General features: G+C 70.1%; 16 protein-coding genes and 1 tRNA gene. 9 read left to right on the top strand and 8 right to left on the bottom strand.

Annotated elements, in window-relative coordinates:
- Positions 1-292: 292 nt before the first annotated feature.
- The 5 genes from RWE79_RS10415 (at position 293) to RWE79_RS10435 (ending at position 5,973) form a co-directional block, all read left to right on the top strand.
- On the top strand, positions 293-1,516 hold the full coding sequence (locus RWE79_RS10415; RefSeq protein WP_475939746.1) for a branched-chain amino acid ABC transporter substrate-binding protein: 1,224 nt from the start codon (positions 293-295) through the stop codon (positions 1,514-1,516).
- A 161-nt stretch (positions 1,517-1,677) separates the two neighbouring features.
- On the top strand, positions 1,678-2,610 hold the full coding sequence (locus RWE79_RS10420; protein WP_475939747.1) for a branched-chain amino acid ABC transporter permease: 933 nt from the start codon (positions 1,678-1,680) through the stop codon (positions 2,608-2,610).
- 5 nt (positions 2,611-2,615) lie between these two features.
- The gene (locus tag RWE79_RS10425; RefSeq protein WP_475945734.1) at positions 2,616-4,409 is read left to right on the top strand and encodes a branched-chain amino acid ABC transporter permease; all 1,794 of its coding nucleotides are present in this window, start codon (positions 2,616-2,618) and stop codon (positions 4,407-4,409) included.
- Positions 4,410-4,414: 5 nt separating this feature from the next.
- Positions 4,415-5,260, top strand: coding sequence for an ABC transporter ATP-binding protein (locus RWE79_RS10430; protein ID WP_475939748.1), 846 nt, complete (start codon positions 4,415-4,417; stop codon positions 5,258-5,260).
- Complete coding sequence (locus RWE79_RS10435) at positions 5,257-5,973, top strand: ABC transporter ATP-binding protein (protein WP_475939749.1); 717 nt, start codon at positions 5,257-5,259, stop codon at positions 5,971-5,973. The genes RWE79_RS10430 and RWE79_RS10435 overlap by 4 nt, the downstream gene beginning before the upstream one ends.
- A 104-nt stretch (positions 5,974-6,077) precedes the next feature.
- Here RWE79_RS10435 and RWE79_RS10440 read toward each other — a convergent pair whose 3' ends face one another.
- A complete protein-coding gene (locus RWE79_RS10440; RefSeq protein ID WP_475939750.1) occupies positions 6,078-6,698 on the bottom strand; it encodes an ANTAR domain-containing response regulator in 621 nt (206 codons plus the stop codon).
- An 89-nt stretch (positions 6,699-6,787) separates the two neighbouring features.
- Here RWE79_RS10440 and RWE79_RS10445 point away from each other — a divergent pair.
- Positions 6,788-6,870 (top strand) — tRNA-Leu (locus RWE79_RS10445).
- Positions 6,871-6,910: 40 nt separating this feature from the next.
- Here the strand turns inward: RWE79_RS10445 and RWE79_RS10450 are convergent.
- The 5 genes from RWE79_RS10450 to RWE79_RS10470 form a co-directional block, all read right to left on the bottom strand.
- On the bottom strand, positions 6,911-7,210 hold the full coding sequence (locus tag RWE79_RS10450; protein ID WP_475939751.1) for a helix-turn-helix domain-containing protein: 300 nt from the start codon (positions 7,208-7,210) through the stop codon (positions 6,911-6,913).
- 5 nt (positions 7,211-7,215) lie between these two features.
- On the bottom strand, positions 7,216-7,566 hold the full coding sequence (locus RWE79_RS10455) for a type II toxin-antitoxin system RelE/ParE family toxin (RefSeq protein ID WP_475939752.1): 351 nt from the start codon (positions 7,564-7,566) through the stop codon (positions 7,216-7,218).
- A 66-nt stretch (positions 7,567-7,632) separates the two neighbouring features.
- Positions 7,633-9,066 carry a pyruvate kinase gene (gene pyk / locus RWE79_RS10460; RefSeq protein WP_475939753.1) on the bottom strand — a complete coding sequence of 478 codons (1,434 nt, stop codon included), beginning with the start codon at positions 9,064-9,066 and terminating at the stop codon, positions 7,633-7,635.
- A 122-nt stretch (positions 9,067-9,188) separates the two neighbouring features.
- A complete protein-coding gene (locus RWE79_RS10465) occupies positions 9,189-9,887 on the bottom strand; it encodes an SIMPL domain-containing protein (RefSeq protein WP_475939754.1) in 699 nt (232 codons plus the stop codon).
- Positions 9,884-10,783 carry a LysR family transcriptional regulator gene (locus RWE79_RS10470; protein ID WP_475939755.1) on the bottom strand — a complete coding sequence of 300 codons (900 nt, stop codon included), beginning with the start codon at positions 10,781-10,783 and terminating at the stop codon, positions 9,884-9,886. Before RWE79_RS10470 ends, RWE79_RS10465 begins: the two co-directional genes overlap by 4 nt.
- A gap of 72 nt (positions 10,784-10,855) precedes the next feature.
- Between RWE79_RS10470 and RWE79_RS10475 the strand changes: the two genes are divergently transcribed.
- From RWE79_RS10475 to RWE79_RS10485, 3 genes are read left to right on the top strand one after another with little or no spacing between them, the layout of a single operon-like run.
- Positions 10,856-11,542 carry a succinate dehydrogenase cytochrome b subunit gene (locus RWE79_RS10475; RefSeq protein WP_475939756.1) on the top strand — a complete coding sequence of 229 codons (687 nt, stop codon included), beginning with the start codon at positions 10,856-10,858 and terminating at the stop codon, positions 11,540-11,542.
- On the top strand, positions 11,530-13,491 hold the full coding sequence (locus tag RWE79_RS10480) for a fumarate reductase/succinate dehydrogenase flavoprotein subunit (RefSeq protein WP_475939757.1): 1,962 nt from the start codon (positions 11,530-11,532) through the stop codon (positions 13,489-13,491). The genes RWE79_RS10475 and RWE79_RS10480 overlap by 13 nt, the downstream gene beginning before the upstream one ends.
- Entirely contained in the window at positions 13,488-14,228 is a 741-nt protein-coding gene (locus RWE79_RS10485) for a succinate dehydrogenase/fumarate reductase iron-sulfur subunit (protein WP_475939758.1), read from the top strand. The genes RWE79_RS10480 and RWE79_RS10485 overlap by 4 nt, the downstream gene beginning before the upstream one ends.
- On the opposite strand, the gene RWE79_RS10490 is transcribed toward RWE79_RS10485, so the two are convergent.
- Together RWE79_RS10490 and RWE79_RS10495 are read right to left on the bottom strand one after the other, a co-directional pair.
- Positions 14,188-15,627 carry a lysine N(6)-hydroxylase/L-ornithine N(5)-oxygenase family protein gene (locus RWE79_RS10490; RefSeq protein ID WP_475939759.1) on the bottom strand — a complete coding sequence of 480 codons (1,440 nt, stop codon included), beginning with the start codon at positions 15,625-15,627 and terminating at the stop codon, positions 14,188-14,190. The two genes, RWE79_RS10485 and RWE79_RS10490, sit on opposite strands and share 41 nt — an antisense overlap.
- Positions 15,624-17,009, bottom strand: a complete 1,386-nt coding sequence (locus tag RWE79_RS10495; protein WP_475939760.1) for a pyridoxal phosphate-dependent decarboxylase family protein — start codon at positions 17,007-17,009, stop codon at positions 15,624-15,626. The genes RWE79_RS10490 and RWE79_RS10495 overlap by 4 nt, the downstream gene beginning before the upstream one ends.
- Positions 17,010-17,082 lie beyond the last annotated feature (73 nt).

Raw genomic sequence — 17,082 nt, forward strand, 5'->3', positions numbered from 1 at the left:
GCCCCCTGGTGATCCCGTTCACAGACAACACCGAGTACCGGAACTGCGGCTTCTCAGCATGTGAAATCTTTGGATTCACACGAAATGTTCGGTTTTGCCGCGCGGCCGAAGCTCAAGCCTTGCTCATGTCATAACAAGAGCGTCACATCATGTCCGCTCCCACTCCCGGACCCCCGCTCGCACGCCTATAGTCACGCCCAGTCACCGCGCCACCGGATTCCAGCTCAGTTCGGTTCAAGCGCACGACTCGGCCCCTCAGCAGAGCGGGCCGCGCCAGGGGAAAGGACCAATCGTGCGACACCGTTCCTTGCTGATTCTCACCTCCGTGCTCACTACCGGAGCGCTCACGCTGACCGCCTGCGGCTCCCGCAGCGACGACGGTTCGAGCGACAGCAAGACCACCACCGTTGTCATCGGGGTCGACGCCCCGCTGACCGGTGCGAACTCGGCCACCGGCCTCGGCATCCAGTACGGCGTCCAGATCGCCGTCAACGACGCCAACAAGAACAACACCGTCCCCGGCGTGAAGTTCAAGGTCAAGGCGTACGACGACAAGGCCCTGCCCGCCACCGGCCAGCAGAACGCGACCGCGCTGGTCGGCAACGACGACGTCCTCGGCGTCGTCGGCCCGCTGAACTCCGGTGTCGCCACCTCGATGCAGCAGGTCTTCGCCACCGCCAACCTGGTGGAGATCTCGCCCTCGAACACCAACCCCGAGCTCACCCAGGGCAAGAACTGGCAGACCGCGAAGAAGCGTCCGTACAAGACGTACTTCCGTACCGCCACCACCGACGCTCTCCAGGGCGGCTTCGCGGCCGACTACGCGTACAGCACCCTGAAGAAGAAGAAGGTCTACGTCGTCGACGACAAGCAGACCTACGGCGCCGGCCTGGCCAAGATCTTCAAGGACAGCTTCGCGGCCGCGGGCGGCAAGATCGCCGGCACCGACCACGTCAACACCGGTGACAAGGACTACTCCACCCTCGTCACGAAGATCAAGAACTCGGGCGCCGACCTGCTCTACTACGGCGGCCAGTACGACGAGTCCGAGATCATCACCAAGCAGCTCAAGGCCGCCGGCGCCGACATCCCGCTCTTCGGTGGTGACGGCATGTTCACCCCGACCTACATCGAGACCGCCGGCAAGGCCGCCACGGGCGACCTGGTGACCTCCATCGGCGTCCCGGTCGACACCCTGCCCGCCGCCAAGGACTTCGTCGCCGAGTACAAGGCCAAGAAGTACCCCGGTGACTACGGCACCTACGGCAGCTACGCCTACGACGCCGCCAACGCCATCATCAAGGCCGTCGGCAACGTGGTGAAGGACGGCAAGGTCCCGTCCGACGCCCGCGCCCAGATCGTCAGCCAGGTCCAGAAGTCGGACTTCGAGGGCATCTCCGGCAAGATCTCGTTCGACGAGTACGGTGACACCACCAACAAGCAGCTCACCGTCTACCAGGTCAAGGACGGCAAGTGGACCTCGGTGAAGAGCGGCACCTTCGAGCCCAAGAGCTGACCAGCCGACCGGCTGACCGGCTGATCAGGGCCTGACGCCCCGCAGCGCCGGCACCACCAGAACCACCACAGGGCCGCGCGGCCACGACCACACGTCACCGCGCGGCCCGTGTTCTACCCCCTCCCCCTTCTCGCTCTCCCCACCCACATGGAGGCCATGCGGTGAACACCCTGCCGCAACAGCTGGCCAACGGGCTGTTCCTCGGCTCGATGTACGGGCTGATCGCCATCGGTTACACGATGGTGTACGGCATCGTCCAGCTCATCAACTTCGCCCACGGCGAGATCTTCATGACCGGAGGCTTCGGCGCGCTCACGGTCTACTTCTACGTCCTGCCCGACGGCACATCCATGTGGATAGCGCTCCCGGCGATGCTCATCGGAGGCGCCCTGGTCGCCGTCCTCATCGCCGTGGGAGCCGAACGCTTCGCCTACCGGCCGCTGCGCGGCGCGCCACGCCTCGCGCCTCTCATCACCGCCATCGGCCTGTCCCTCGCCCTCCAGCAGGCCGTCTTCAACTGGTACCCCGACGCCAAGAGCGCCCGCGTCTTCCCGCAGCTCGGCTTCGGCCCGTACCACCTGGGCTCCATCAGCATCCAGAGCGGCGACGTCTTCCTGATCATCGCCGCCCCGCTGTGCATGGCCGCCCTCGCCTTCTTCATCCGCACCTCGCGCACCGGCCGCGCCATGCAGGCCACCGCGCAGGACCCGGACACCGCCCAGCTCATGGGCATCGACACCAACCGCATCATCGTGATCGCCTTCGCGATCGGCGGCTTCTTCGCGGCCGTCGCCGGTGTCTCCTACGGCGTCAAGTACGGCAGCGTCGACTACAGCATGGGCTTCCAGGCCGGTCTCAAGGCCTTCACCGCGGCCGTCCTCGGCGGCATCGGCAACATCTACGGTGCCATGCTCGGCGGCCTCGTCCTCGGCCTCGCCGAAGCCCTCGCCACCGCCTACATCGCCGACATCCCCGGCATGCAGCAGCTCGGCGGCCAGGGCTGGTCCTCGGTGTGGGCCTTCGTACTCCTCATCCTCGTACTGCTCTTCAGGCCACAGGGCCTGCTCGGCGAACGTGTCGCGGACAGGGCGTGAGCAACATGACCAACACCACCGAGAACCCCACCGCTCCCGCCGCCACGGCCACCGCGCCCGGCGTGATACCGCTGCCGCAGAGCGCCGCGCGGGCCCTGATCGCCGTCGGCGCCGCCGGTACCGTCGCCAGCGCCTTCATGTCCTGGACCTGGACCTCCGAGTTCCCCGGCGACCTCACCGTCTACGGCTACCCGGCAGGCCTGCAGATCCTCGCGCTCATCGCCGGAGCCCTCACCCTGCTCATGGCCCTGGGCACCTGGGGCGTACGCGGACTGCGCTGGCTCAACCCCACCGCCGGCCCCGCCCCGGTGTTCCTCGCGGCCATCTCGGCCTTCACGGTCACCTGGTTCACCGCCATCGCCATCACCGTCGACCTCGGCGGCCTGGTCAACCTCGACCCGGGCGCCTACGTCGCCATCGTCGCCTCGGCACTGGCCGTCGCCGGTGCCCTGGGCCTGCCCCGCCCCGGCGGCGAGCTGCGCAGCATCTTCGGCAAGCCCGACGACCTGCCCGGCGCCCGCGAACTCCCGGGCTGGGCGCAGCGGCTGACCATCACCGCCTGTACCGCCATCGCCCTGGTGATCTTCACCTACGGCATCGGCATCAACGACGAGGACAGCGAGACCTTCGTCGGCTTCATCCTGCTCATCCTCTTCGGGGCCATGGCCCTGTACACCGCCGGGCTGCTCGACCGCTTCTCCGCGCTCAACGCCCGGCACAGGGGCTTCGCCACCGGCATGGCCTTCCTCGCCGCGGCGCTGTTCCCCTTCACCCAGAGCAACGACCACAACGCCAACCTCGGCGTCAGCATCCTGGTCTTCGGAACCGTCGCCCTCGGCCTCAACATCGTCGTCGGCCTCACCGGCCTCCTCGACCTGGGGTACGTGGCCTTCCTCGGCGTCGGCGCCTACGCCGCGGCCCTGGTCTCCGGCTCCGAGTTCTCCCGCTTCTCCGGCGTCCAGTTCCCCTTCTGGGCCGCCGCCCTCACCGGCATGGCCGCGTCGCTGGTCTTCGGCGTCCTGATCGGCGCCCCGACCCTGCGGCTGCGCGGCGACTACCTCGCCATCGTCACCCTCGGCTTCGGTGAGATCTTCCGTATCGCCGTCAACAACATGGACGGCACCTCCGGCCCCGACATCACCAACGGCCCCGACGGCATTCCGAGCATCCCCGACCTGGAGATCCTCGGCTTCAACCTCGGCGCCTCGCACGTCGTCGCGGGCTTCACCCTCGGCCGGTTCGCGAACTACTTCTTCCTCATGCTGGTGATCACCGCGCTGGTCGTGCTGGTCTTCACGCGTGCGGCGGACTCCCGCATCGGCCGCTCCTGGATCGCCATCCGCGAGGACGAGACCGCGGCCACCGCCATGGGCATCAACGGCTTCCGGGTCAAGCTCATCGCCTTCGCCCTCGGCGCCTCCCTGGCCGGCCTGGCCGGCACGGTCAGCGCCCACGTCACGTACAGCGTGGTGCCCAGCCCGTACCAGTTCGCCGGCGCGGCCCCGCCCAACTCGGCGTTCCTGCTGGCCGCCGTCGTCCTCGGCGGTATGGGCACCGTCAACGGCCCGATCCTCGGCGCGGCACTGCTGTACCTGATCCCGGAGAAGCTCGGCTTCCTCAAGGAGTACGAACTCTTCGCGTTCGGTATCGCCCTCATCATCCTGATGCGCTTCCGCCCCGAGGGCCTCATCCCCGACCGGCGCCGCCAGCTGGAGTTCCACGAAACCGGGCAGCTCGACGTACCCGACGACCCACTCCTGCCCGACAGCACCGTCGGCGTCACCAAGGCGGGGGCGTAACCACCATGACGACCACCACTGCCGCCCCCGGCACCACCACCGGCACCGTCCTCGAAGCGTCCGGTGTGACCATGCGCTTCGGCGGCCTCACCGCCGTCAAGTCCGTCGACCTCACCGTCAACAGCGGCGAGATCGTCGGTCTGATCGGCCCCAACGGCGCCGGCAAGACCACCTTCTTCAACTGCCTCACCGGCCTGTACGTCCCCACCGAGGGCAAGGTCTCCTACAAGGGCACCGTGCTCCCGCCCAAGCCCCACCTGGTGACCCAGGCCGGCATCGCCCGTACCTTCCAGAACATCCGGCTCTTCGCCAACATGACCGTTCTGGAGAACGTGCTCGTCGGACGCCACACCCGCACCAAGGAAGGCCTCTGGTCCGCCCTGCTGCGCGGCCCCGGCTTCCGCAAGGCCGAGGCCGCCTCGCGCGAACGTGCCATGGAACTCCTGGAGTTCATCGGCCTCCAGCACAAGGCCGACCACCTCTCGCGCAACCTCCCCTACGGCGAGCAGCGCAAGCTGGAGATCGCGCGGGCGCTCGCCAGCGAGCCGGGCCTGCTGCTCCTGGACGAGCCCACCGCGGGCATGAACCCCCAGGAGACCCGCGCCACCGAGGAACTGGTCTTCGCCATCCGGGACCAGGGCATCGCCGTCCTCGTCATCGAGCACGACATGCGCTTCATCTTCAACCTCTGCGACCGTGTCGCCGTCCTCGTCCAGGGCGAGAAGCTCGTCGAGGGCGACAAGGACACCGTCCAGGGCGACGAACGCGTCATCGCGGCCTACCTCGGAACCCCCTACGAGGAAGAGGCCGGCGCCGAAGCCACCACCAGCACCACGGAGGACGAGCGATGACCGCCCTGCTCGAAGTCGAGGACCTGCGCGTCTCCTACGGCAAGATCGAAGCCGTCAAGGGCATCTCCTTCAGCGTCGAAGCCGGCCAGGTCGTCACCCTCATCGGCACCAACGGCGCCGGCAAGACGACGACCCTGCGCACCCTCAGCGGCCTGCTGCGGCCCAGCAGCGGCCGTATCCTCTTCGACGGCCAGCCCATCGAGAAGGTCCCCGCGCACAAGATCGTCTCCCTCGGGCTCGCGCACTCCCCCGAGGGACGGCACATCTTCCCCCGCCTGACGATCGAGGAGAACCTCAAGCTCGGCGCCTACCTGCGCAAGGACGCCGACGGCATCGTCAAGGACATCCAGCGCGCCTACGACCTCTTCCCCATCCTGGGCGAACGGCGGAAGCAGGCGGCCGGCACCCTGTCCGGCGGCGAGCAGCAGATGCTGGCCATGGGGCGCGCCATGATGTCCCAGCCCAAGCTGCTCATGCTGGACGAGCCGTCGATGGGCCTGTCGCCCATCATGATGCAGAAGATCCTGGCGACCATCGTCGAACTCAGGGCCTCCGGCACGACCATCCTGCTCGTCGAGCAGAACGCCCAGGCCGCGCTGTCGCTGGCCGACCAGGGCCATGTGATGGAGATCGGCAACATCGTCCTCAGCGGGACCGGACAGGACCTGCTGCACGACGAGTCCGTCCGCAAGGCCTACCTCGGCGAGGACTGACCCGGCACGGACGTACGGACGTACGTACGTATATGGGCCGGGCCCGCACCGACTGTCGGTGCGGGCCCGGCCCGTGTACGTGTGCGGCCGCGTCGCGGCCGCCGCTACTTCTCCGGCACCTCTTCGATCACGGCCTGCGCCACCGCCTGCATCGTCATCCGGCGGTCCATCGACGTCTTCTGGATCCAGCGGAACGCGGCCGGCTCGCTCAGCCCGTACTTCGTCTGCAGCACGCTCTTGGCGCGGTCCACCAGCTTGCGGGTCTCCAGCCGCAGGCTCAGATCCGCGATCTCGGCGTCCAGCGCGCGCATCTCGGTGAACCGCGACACGGCCATCTCGATCGCCGGGACGAGGTCGCTCTTGCTGAACGGCTTCACCAGGTACGCCATCGCCCCCGCGTCCCGCGCCCGCTCGACCAGCTCGCGCTGCGAGAACGCGGTCAGCATCAGGACCGGGGCCAGCCGGTCCTTGGCGATCTGCTCGGCCGCCGAGATGCCGTCCAGAATCGGCATCTTCACATCGAGGATCACCAGATCGGGGTGGTGCTCCGCCGTGAGCTTCACGGCCGTCTCACCGTCGCCGGCCTCGCCGACCACGGCGTAGCCCTCCTCCTCCAGCATCTCTTTCAGGTCGAGCCTGATCAGTGCCTCGTCCTCAGCGATGACGACACGCGTGGTCGTCGGGGGTACGTGCTGCTGCTCGTCAGCGGGCTCGGGGGCGCTCACGGGACTCCTTGTTCCTGGGCAGGACTGCACCAAGAGCCTACCTAGCTGCGCCCCTGACCACCTACACGGTAGGCTGTGATCCGCAACCGGCCGGGTTGGCGGAACGGCATACGCGGAGGTCTCAAACACCTCTGCCCGAAAGGGCTTGTGGGTTCGAATCCCACACCCGGCACTTTTTACATCTCACAGCACAATCCTTCGAGGCGCCGGGCTCAGCTCGCGCGCTCCAGCGGCTGCAGCTCCACAGCCAGCCGCATGTTCAGAGCCTGGGCCAGCCGTTCCAGCATCAGTATGGTCGGCATGGTGCCGCCCGCCTCGAATCGAGCCACCGCGGGCTGCTGCAGGCCCGCGGACTCCGCGAGCTGCCGCTGACTCAGTCCGAGCTCTTCACGGCGGGCCCGCACAGCCGCGCCGAGTTCGAACCTGAGCTGAGCCGCCCGATAACCCTCACCGGCGCCGGGCCGGGCCATGATCTCGGCGCGCTTCTCGCTCCACGCCTTCCTTGCCGCCATGTTCGCTACCCCTCGTCCTCGTCGGCAGTGTGCGATTCGGCGATGCATCGCTGCATCGCACGGCGCGCCCGGTCAACCTCGGCATCCTCGCGCATGCGTTGCTTGCGGAAGACCGTCAGCAGGACGATGCGGCGCCCGGCCGCAATCCAGTACGTGATCCGCACCGACTCCCGGTCGATGTGAAAGCGCAGCTCTCGAAGCTTGCCATCCAGCTGCCGGGTGTACGGCTCACCGAGCAGGACTCCGTACTCCGCGAGCAGGTCCACGTAGAAGACGGCGGTCTCCTGGTCGTCCTGCTTGAGCGCGTCGAACCAGTCGTCCACCTCGGGTTCGAGTTCCACTTCTCCCCAAGTCATAACATGGATGTTATGCAGGCGCCAGTGGGCACCTGCGGGAGAAGGCAGGGGCGCCACCCGAAGGGGCTACTTCGGGGAGTCGTCCTCGCCGATGTGGTGGACGCGGACCATGTTGGTCGTGCCGGAGATGCCGGGGGGCGAGCCGGCGGTGATGACGACGATGTCGCCCTTCTTGCAGCGGCCGATGCGCAGCAGCTGCTCGTCGACCTGTTCGACCATCTCGTCGGTGGTCCGGACGGTCGGGACGAGGAAGGTCTCGACGCCCCAGGTGAGGTTGAGCAGGGACTGGGTGGCCGGCTCGGGGGTGAAGCCGATGACGGGGATGGGCGAGCGGTAGCGGGTCAGGCGGCGGACGGTGTCACCGGACTGGGTGAAGGCGACCAGGAAGCGGGCGCCGAGGAAGTCGCCCATCTCGGCGGCGGCACGGGCGACGGCGCCGCCCTGGGTGCGGGGCTTGTTACGTTCGGTGAGCGGGGGGAGGCCGGCGGCGAGCATGTCCTGCTCGGCGGCGGCGACGATACGGCTCATGGTCGTGACGGTGGCGACGGGGTACTTGCCGACGCTGGTCTCGCCGGAGAGCATCACCGCGTCGGCGCCGTCCATGACGGCGTTGGCTACGTCGCTGGCCTCGGCGCGGGTGGGGCGCGAGCAGTCGATCATGGATTCGAGCATCTGGGTGGCGACGATGACGGGCTTGGCGTTGCGCCGGGCGAGTTTGACGGCCCGCTTCTGGACCAGCGGGACGGCTTCGAGGGGCATTTCGACGCCGAGGTCTCCGCGGGCGACCATGATCCCGTCGAAGGCGGCGACGACGTCGTCGAGGTTGTCGACGGCCTGCGGCTTCTCGATCTTGGCGATGACGGGGACGCGGCGGTTCTCCTCGCGCATGACGCGGTGCACGTCCTCGGCGTCGCGGCCGCTGCGCACGAAGGACAGGGCGATGATGTCGGCGCCGGTGCGCAGCGCCCACCTCAGGTCGTCGATGTCCTTCTGCGACAGGGCGGGGACGGAGACGGCGACGCCGGGGAGGTTGAGGCCCTTGTTGTCGGAGACGATGCCGCCCTCGATGACGATGGTGTGGACGCGGGGGCCTTCGACGTCGGTGACTTCGAGGGTGACGCGGCCGTCGTCGACGAGGATGCGTTCGCCGCGGCCGACGTCCGCGGCGAGGCCCTTGTAGGTGGTGCCGCAGATGTGGCGGTCGCCCTCGACGTCGTCGGTGGTGATGGTGAACGTGTCGCCGCGTTCAAGGAGTACGGGGCCTTCGGCGAAGCGGGCGAGGCGGATCTTCGGACCTTGAAGGTCGGCGAGGATGCCGACGCTGCTCCCGGTCTCCTCGGCGGCCTTGCGGACGTGCCGGTAGCGGTACTCGTGGTCGGCGTGGGTGCCGTGGCTCATGTTGAGGCGGGCCACGTTCATTCCGGCTTCGACCAGGGCCTTGATCTGGTCGTAGGAGTCGGTCGCGGGACCCAGGGTGCAGACGATTTTCGCTCGGCGCATGTTTCGAGCTTATGACTTACCCGCGGGTAGGGGCTGAGAAGCAGACGACTGTTCAACGGCTTCCGGACCAACGATTGTTGACAAGTGGTGAAGTGTGCGGGGGGTCGCTCGGATGAGCTGTTTCACAGCTCCGGGGCGGTCATCGTGAAGTGGGCGGTGACCTGGGCGTGGACGGTCTGGCGCTCGGGTTCGAGGTCGATGGCGGGGGTGTCGTCGGCGCCGGGCGGGCCGGCGGCGGTGAACGCGGCGGCGCGCATGGTGCGCTCGCGCAGCTGCGGGGCGGACTGCTGGACGCCTTCGTCGTCGAGTTCGAGCAGGGCGGTGAGGCGGGCGCCCAGGGCCTCGGCGTACTCGCGCGCGCGCTGGACGGCGTCGTGCACGGCCTGGGTTCTGGCGGTGCGGTAGGCGGGCGACGTGGGGCGCAGGGACCACCAGGGGCCGTCGACGCGGGTGAGGTCGAGTTCGGCGAGGCGGGTGGTGAGTTCGCCGAGGGCGGTGAAGTCGGTGAGGGTGGCGGTGACGCGGACGGTGCCGTGATAGGCGCGGACGCGTTCGCCCCGGCCGCGTTCGCGCAGTTCGGGGGTGATGACGAAGCCGCCGGTCTCGACCTTCTCGACGGCGTCGCCGTACTCCTTGACGAGGTCGAGGACGTGGTTGTTGCGGCGCGTGATGTCCTTGAGCGTGGTGTGGCGGTCGGTGCCGCGGGCGGTGACGGTGACGGCGATGCCGGCGAGTTCGGGCTCGACCTCGATGGTGGCCTCGCCGCGCACGCCGACGCGCGGGGCGGGCTGCGGGGCGGCCGCTGCGGGGGGCTGTGTCATGGGTTCCACTGTGGCAGGGCGGCGGTCTGTTGTACGTGTTCGAGCAGGACACGCCGCAGTTCACGGGCGGCGCGCGGCGGCCCGGTGTCCTTGCGGTGGGCGAGCGCGATGGTGCGGGTCAGGCCGGGCGGGGCGAAGGGGGTGGCCCGCAGGGTGGGGCGGCGGCGGGCGACCATGGCGGGGACGACTGCGAGGCCGAGGCCGGCCTCTACGAAACCGAGGACGGCGTCCATCTCGCCGCCCTCGACGGCGAAGGCCGGTTCGAAGCCGGCGGCGCGGCAGGCGCCGATGGTGAGTTCACGCAGGTCGTAGCCGCTGCGGAACATCACCAGGGGGTGGTGGCGCAGGTCGTCGATCCGCAGCAGCGGCGGGGTGTCGGCGGTGGTGACGGCGACCAGGTCCTCCTGGAGGACGGGGGTGGCGTGCAGGGCCGGGTCGTGGCTGTGCAGCGGCAGCACGATCAGGGCCAGGTCGAGGCTGCCGGTGGCGAGCTGGCGCACCAGGTCGCGGGAGCCGCCCTCCTCGATGACGAGCCGGATGCCGGGGTACTGGCGGTGGTAGGAGGCCAGGACGTCGGGAAGGAGCCCGGTGCACAGGCTCGGTGTGGCGCCGAGCCGGACCCGGCCCCTGCGGAGCTGGACGAGTTCCTGCACCTCCTGGGTGGCGGTCTCGGTGTCGGCGATGATGCGCCGGGCCAGGGGCAGCAGGGCCTCACCGGCGTCGGTGAGGGTGATGTTGCCCCTGGCCCGGCTGAAGAGCTGCGCGCCGAGTTCGCGTTCGAGGGCCTTGATCTGCTGGGAGAGGGAGGGCTGGGCGATGTGGACGCGTTCCGCGGCGCGGGTGAAGTGCCTGGTGTCGGCGACGGCCAGGAAGTAGACGAGCTGCTGGAACTGCATAGGCCCAGCCTATGGAAACGAGCCGGAACATGTCTTGGACCTGTCGTGGAGGCCGGCCCTAGCGTCGTGAGCATGGCTTTGGCGACCGCGCCCCGGGCGCGACTGTGGGACTCGACCGTCGGGAAGAAGGCGGTCATGGCCGTCACCGGCGTGATCATGCTGCTGTTTCTGGTCGTGCACATGCTCGGGAATCTGAAGATCTTCTTCGGCCCGGAGAGCTTCGACGGCTACGCGGCGTGGCTGCGCACCATCGGTGAGCCGGTGCTGCACAACGGCTGGTACCTGTGGGTCCAGCGCACCGCCCTGCTGGCCTGCGTGGTCCTGCACGGCCTCGCCGCGTACCAGCTGAGCCGCCGCGACCTGGCCGCCCGTCCCACCGGGTACGCGCACCGGCGGCGCCGGGCCTCGTACGCCACCCGGACGATGCGGTGGGGCGGGGTGATCCTGGGGCTGTTCATCGTGTGGCACATCCTGGATCTGACGACGCTGACGGTGAATCCGCGGGGGCAGGCGGGCCGTCCGTACGAGAACGTGGTGGCCGACTTCCGGGTCTGGTGGGTGGACGTCGTCTACATCGTGGCGATGCTCGCGCTGGGCCTGCACATCAGGCACGGCTTCTGGAGCGCGGCGCAGACGCTGGGGGCTGTGAACAAGCGGCGCGATCGCGCCCTGAAGGTGACGGCGAACGTGCTGGCGGCGGCACTGACCGCCGGCTTCCTCGTGGTGCCGGTCGCCGTGATGAGCGGATGGGTGAACTGAACATGTCCGACTACAGCGACTTCCGGGTGGGCGAGCCGGTCGCCGACACCAGGGCCCCGGCGGGGCCGGTCGAGCAGCGCTGGGACCGCCGCCGCTTCGAGGCGAAGCTGGTCAACCCGGCCAACCGCCGCAAGCACACGGTGATCGTGGTGGGCACCGGCCTGGCCGGCGCCTCGGCGGGGGCGACGCTGGCCGAGCAGGGGTACCGGGTGGTGCAGTTCTGCTTCCAGGACTCGCCGCGCAGAGCGCATTCGATCGCCGCGCAGGGCGGGATCAACGCGGCCAAGAACTACCGCAACGACGGCGACAGCGTGCAGCGGCTCTTCTACGACACCGTCAAGGGCGGCGACTTCCGGTCCCGGGAGTCCAATGTGCACCGGCTCGCCGAGGTGTCGGCGCAGATCATCGACCAGTGCGTCGCGCAGGGTGTGCCGTTCGCGCGGGAGTACGGCGGTCTGCTGGACACCCGGTCCTTCGGCGGTGTCCAGGTCTCGCGGACCTTCTACGCGCGGGGGCAGACCGGTCAGCAGCTGCTGCTGGGCGCGTACCAGGCGCTGTCGCGGCAGATCGACGCGGGCGGGGTGGAGATGCACGCCCGTACCGAGATGCTGGATCTGGTCGTGGTGGACGGGCGGGCCCGCGGGATCGTGGCGCGGGACCTGGTCAGCGGCGAGATCTCGGTCCATCTCGGGGACGCGGTGGTGCTGGCGACCGGCGGCTACGGCAATGTCTTCTTCCTGTCGACGAACGCCAAGGGCTCCAACGCCACCGCGATCTGGCGGGCGCACCGCCGGGGCGCCTGGTTCGCCAACCCGTGCTTCACGCAGATCCATCCGACGTGCATCCCGCGTTCGGGCGACCACCAGTCGAAGCTGACCCTGATGAGTGAGTCGCTGCGCAACGACGGCCGGATCTGGGTGCCGGTGACCGCCGGTGACTCCCGGCCGCCGGAGGAGATCCCCGAGGCGGAGCGGGACTACTACCTGGAGCGGATCTATCCGTCGTTCGGCAATCTCGTGCCGCGTGACATCGCCTCGCGCGCGGCGAAGAACGTCTGCGACGAGGGGCGCGGGGTGGGACCGGGCGGTCAGGGCGTGTACCTGGACTTCGCGGACGCGATCGCGCGGATGGGCCGGGAGCGGGTCGAGGAGAGGTACGGCAACCTCTTCGAGATGTACCGGCGGATCACGGCGGAGGATCCGTACCGGCGTCCCATGCGGATCTATCCGGCCGTGCACTACACGATGGGCGGGCTGTGGGTGGACTACGACCTCCAGACCACCGTGCCGGGGCTGTTCGCGATCGGGGAGGCCAACTTCTCCGACCACGGCGCGAACCGGCTGGGGGCGAGCGCGTTGATGCAGGGGCTGGCCGACGGGTACTTCGTGCTGCCGGCCACCGTCAACGACTATCTGGCGCGCGGCCCGTTCGACCCGGTACCGGCCGGTCATCCGGCCGTCCGAGAGGCCGTCGCCGGCGTCGGGGAGCGGCTGGGGCGGCTGCTGGCGGCCGGCGGGGACCGTACGCCGGACTCGTTCCACCGGGAGCTGGGTGAACTGATGTGGGACGAGTGCGGCATGGCCCGTACGGAGCCGGGGCTGCGCAAGGCGCTGGAGCGGATCCCGGCGTTGCGGGAGGAGTTCTGGCGGCGGGTGCGGGTGCCGGGGAGCGGCGCGGAGCTCAACCAGTCGCTGGAGAGGGCGAACCGGGTGGCGGACTATCTGGAGCTGGCCGAGCTGATGTGTCTGGACGCGCTGCACCGGCGGGAGTCGTGCGGTGGGCACTTCCGTGAGGAGTCGCAGACGGCGGACGGGGAGGCGCTGCGCGACGACGGCCGTTTCTCGTACGCGGCGGCATGGGAGTTCACCGGGGCCGGGGCCGCGCCGGTGCTGCACAGGGAAGAGCTGGTCTTCGAGTACGTCCGTCCCACTCAGCGGAGTTACGCATGAACATCACCTTGCGCGTCTGGCGGCAGCGTTCGGCATCGGAGCCGGGGGCGATGGTCACGTACCAGGTGGCGGACGTCAGCCCGGACATGTCGTTCCTGGAGGTGCTGGACGTCCTCAACGAGGAGCTGATCCTCGGCGGCGGGGAGCCGGTCGCCTTCGACCACGACTGCCGTGAGGGGATCTGCGGCGCGTGCGGTGTGGTCATCAACGGACAGGCGCACGGCCCGGAGCGGACGACCGCCTGCCAGTTGCACATGCGGGCCTTCCGGGACGGCGACACGGTCGATGTCGAACCGTGGCGGGCGGCGGCCTTCCCGGTGGTGCGGGACCTGATGGTGGACCGGTCGGCCTTCGACCGCATCGTCCAGGCCGGCGGCTATGTGTCGGTGCCGACCGGCAGCGCTCCGGAGGCGCATGCCACGGCGGTCCCGAAGGAGGCGGCGGACTCCGCGTTCGAGCATGCCGAGTGCATCGGCTGCGGGGCGTGTGTGGCGGCGTGCCCGAACGGCTCGGCGATGCTCTTCACGTCGGCGAAGGTCAACCACCTCAACGTGCTGCCGCAGGGCGCGCCGGAGCGGGAGTCGCGGGTGCTGAACATGGTGGCGGCGATGGACGGCGAGGGCTTCGGGGGCTGTACGAACACCGGTGAGTGCGCGACGGCCTGCCCGAAGGGGATTCCGTTGCCGTCGATCGCGGCTATGAACCGTGAATACCTGCGGGCGTTGCGGCGGAGTTGACGGAGGCGGGTGCGGGGACGGGGGCGGGCGCGGGGGCGGCGGCGGGCGCGGGCAGCAGCCCGAAGGTGGTGAAGGCGGTGCGGGAGGGCAGCGGGTAGGGCCGGGTGCCGGTGAGGGCGTTGAGGATGACGGCGGAGCGCCATGCGGCGAGTCCGAGGTCGGGGGCGCCGACTCCGTGGGTGTGGCGTTCGGCGTTCTGGACGTGGACGGCCGATCCGGTGTCCGCGATGGCGGGGGCGAGGACGAGGCGGTGGTCGGCGTCGACGAGGGGGCGGCCGGCGCTGTCGCGGCTCAGGTAGGGGTCGAGGGGGGCGAGGAGCTGGTCGAGGGGGCGTTCGCGGTAGCCGGTGGCCAGGACGACGGCGTTGGTGGTGAGCCGGGTGCGGACGCCCTGCTCCCGGTGTTCGAGGTGGAGTTCGATGGCGTTGGTGCCGATGCGGCCGGCGGTGCGGACGGTCACACCGGGGGTGAGGGTGGCGTCGGGCCAACCGCCGTGCAGGGTGCGGCGGTACAGCTCGTCGTGGATGGCGTTGATGGTGTCGTGGTCGATGCCCTGGTGGAGCTGCCACTGCCGCGGGATGAGCTGGTCGCGGACCGGTTCGGCCAGGCCGTGGAAGTAGTGCGTGTAGTCGGGGGTGAACTGCTCCAGGCCGAGTTTGCTGTACTCCATGGGCGCGAAGGCGGGGGTGCGGGCGATCCAGGTGAGGCGTTCGGTGCCGGCCGGACGGGCGCGCAGCAGGTCCAGGAAGACCTCGGCGCCGGACTGGCCGGAGCCGACGACGGTGATGTGCCCGGCGGCGAGGAGGCGTTCGCGCTGGGCGAGGTAGCCGGCGGAGTGCACCACGGGCACGGTGGGTGCCTCGGCCAGTGGCCTGAGCACCTCGGGGACGTACGGGGCGGTGCCGATGCCGAGGACGAGGTTGCGGGTGTGGGTGCGGCCGAGGGCTTCCGCTTCGCCGTTGGCGTCGAGCTGGGTGTGGTCGACCTCGAACAGGGCGCGGCCGGGGCTCCAGCGGACGGTGTCGACCTGGTGGCCGAAGTGGGTGGTGGGGAGGGATTCGGCGACCCAGCGGCAGTAGGCGTCGTACTCGGCGCGCTGGATGTGGAAGCGCTCGGCGAAGTAGAAGGGGAACAGCCGGTCGCGGGCCTTGAGGTAGTTGAGGAAGGTCCAGGGACTGGCGGGGTCGGCGAGGGTGACCAGGTCGGCGAGGAAGGGGACCTGGAGGGTGGAGCCCTCGATGAGCAGGCCGGGGTGCCAGTGGAAGGCGGGGCGCTGGTCGTAGAAGGCGGCGCGCAGGCCCGGGAGCTGGTCGGCGAGGGCGGCGAGGGAGAGGTTGAAGGGGCCGATGCCGATACCGAGGAGGTCGAGGGGCTGGTCGGGGCCGGTTGCCGTCGTCATCGGGAGGTGCTGCCTTCCGTGGTGAGCGCCAGCAGCGCTGCGAGGTCTTCGGGGCGGGTGTGCGGGTTGAGCAGGGTGGCCTTGAACCACAGGCGTCCGTCGGCGGTGGCGCGGCCCAGGACGGCACGGCCCTGGTGCATCAGGTGGCGGCGTACGGAGGCGACCTGCTGGTCGTCGGCGCCGCGGGGACGGAACAGCACGGTGCTGATGGTGGGGCGGGCGTGCAGTTCCAGCCCGGGGTGCTGTTCGACGAGGTCGGCGAGGGTGTGGGCGCGGTCGCAGACTGCCTCGACGAGGGCGCCGATCCCTTCGCGGCCCAGGGCCTTGAGGGTGACGGCGATCTTGAGGATGTCGGGGCGGCGGGTGGTGCGCAGCGAGCGGCCGAGCAGGTCGGGCAGGCCGGCCTCGGTGTCGTCGGCGGCGTTGAGGTAGTCGGCCCGGTGGTCCAGCGGGCGCAGCGCGGCGCTGTCGGGCACGGCGAGCAGGCCGGCGGCGACCGGCTGCCAGCCGATCTTGTGCAGGTCGAGGGTGACGGAGGCGGCCGAGCGCAGCCCGTAGAGGCGGTGGACCTCGCGGTCGCTGAAGAGCAGGGGGCCGCCGTAGGCCGCGTCGATGTGCAGTTCGGCGCCGTGGGCCGCGGCGGCCTGGGCGAGTTCGGGCAGCGGGTCGATGGCCCCGGTGTCGGTGGTGCCCGCGGTGGCGACGAGCAGTGCCGGGTCGTAGATGCCGGAGAGGGTGTGTGCGGCGGCTGCGGGGTCCAGGACGCCGGCCGGGGTGTCGACGACGATCGGCCGGGGCAGGCCGAGGACCCACGCGGCGCGCTCGACGCTGTGGTGGGCGTTGGCCCCGCAGACGGTCTGCAGCGGGGCGGCGGGGTGGCGTTCGCGGGCCAGCAGCAGGGCGAGCTGGTTGGACTCGGTGCCTCCGGTGGTGACCAGGGCGTCGGCGTGCGGGCGGCCGGGGAAGACCAGGGCCGCCAGGGCGGCGACGGTGGCGGCCTCGACGGCGGTGGCGGCGGGCGCCTGGTCCCAGGAGTCCATCGAGGGGTTGAGGGCGCTGACCGCGAGGTCGGCGGCGACGGCGACGGCGAGCGGTGGCGCGTGCAGATGGGCCGCGCACAGCGGGTCGCCCGGGTCGGCGGCGCCTTCGGCCAGGGCCTGTACGTAGGCGGTCAGAGCCCGTTCGTCCCCTTCGCCGCTCTCCGGGACCGCCTCGCCGCAGGCCGCCCGGACCCGCCGGGTGACCTCGTCGGGGCCGCCGGCCGGCAGCGGGCCGCCCCGCGCGGCGGCTCCCCGCGCGAGCGCGTCGAGCGCGGTGTCGAGCAACGGCCGCAGGTGCTGGGTGCCTTCGACGCCTCCGGCAAGGTGGGGATGGGGTGGCATGGGGTGGCGCCCTTCGCGGTTGTACGGCGGTGGTGCTGGTGCCGTGCGGCTGACCGGGGCGTTCGCACGTCCC

Source organism: Streptomyces sp. RLA131, assembly GCF_056270125.1.

Coding starts and splice junctions, on each gene's coding strand:
- RWE79_RS10450 (WP_475939751.1), bottom strand. CDS start 7,210: ATGGCGGCAAGGAAGGCGTGGAGCGAGAAGCGCGCCGAGATCATGGCC.
- pyk (WP_475939753.1), bottom strand. CDS start 9,066: ATGCGCCGAGCGAAAATCGTCTGCACCCTGGGTCCCGCGACCGACTCC.
- RWE79_RS10435 (WP_475939749.1), top strand. CDS start 5,257: ATGACCGCCCTGCTCGAAGTCGAGGACCTGCGCGTCTCCTACGGCAAG.
- RWE79_RS10495 (WP_475939760.1), bottom strand. CDS start 17,009: ATGCCACCCCATCCCCACCTTGCCGGAGGCGTCGAAGGCACCCAGCAC.
- RWE79_RS10485 (WP_475939758.1), top strand. CDS start 13,488: ATGAACATCACCTTGCGCGTCTGGCGGCAGCGTTCGGCATCGGAGCCG.
- RWE79_RS10455 (WP_475939752.1), bottom strand. CDS start 7,566: ATGACTTGGGGAGAAGTGGAACTCGAACCCGAGGTGGACGACTGGTTC.
- RWE79_RS10475 (WP_475939756.1), top strand. CDS start 10,856: ATGGCTTTGGCGACCGCGCCCCGGGCGCGACTGTGGGACTCGACCGTC.
- RWE79_RS10480 (WP_475939757.1), top strand. CDS start 11,530: ATGGGTGAACTGAACATGTCCGACTACAGCGACTTCCGGGTGGGCGAG.
- RWE79_RS10465 (WP_475939754.1), bottom strand. CDS start 9,887: ATGACACAGCCCCCCGCAGCGGCCGCCCCGCAGCCCGCCCCGCGCGTC.
- RWE79_RS10470 (WP_475939755.1), bottom strand. CDS start 10,783: ATGCAGTTCCAGCAGCTCGTCTACTTCCTGGCCGTCGCCGACACCAGG.
- RWE79_RS10430 (WP_475939748.1), top strand. CDS start 4,415: ATGACGACCACCACTGCCGCCCCCGGCACCACCACCGGCACCGTCCTC.
- RWE79_RS10490 (WP_475939759.1), bottom strand. CDS start 15,627: ATGACGACGGCAACCGGCCCCGACCAGCCCCTCGACCTCCTCGGTATC.
- RWE79_RS10425 (WP_475945734.1), top strand. CDS start 2,616: ATGACCAACACCACCGAGAACCCCACCGCTCCCGCCGCCACGGCCACC.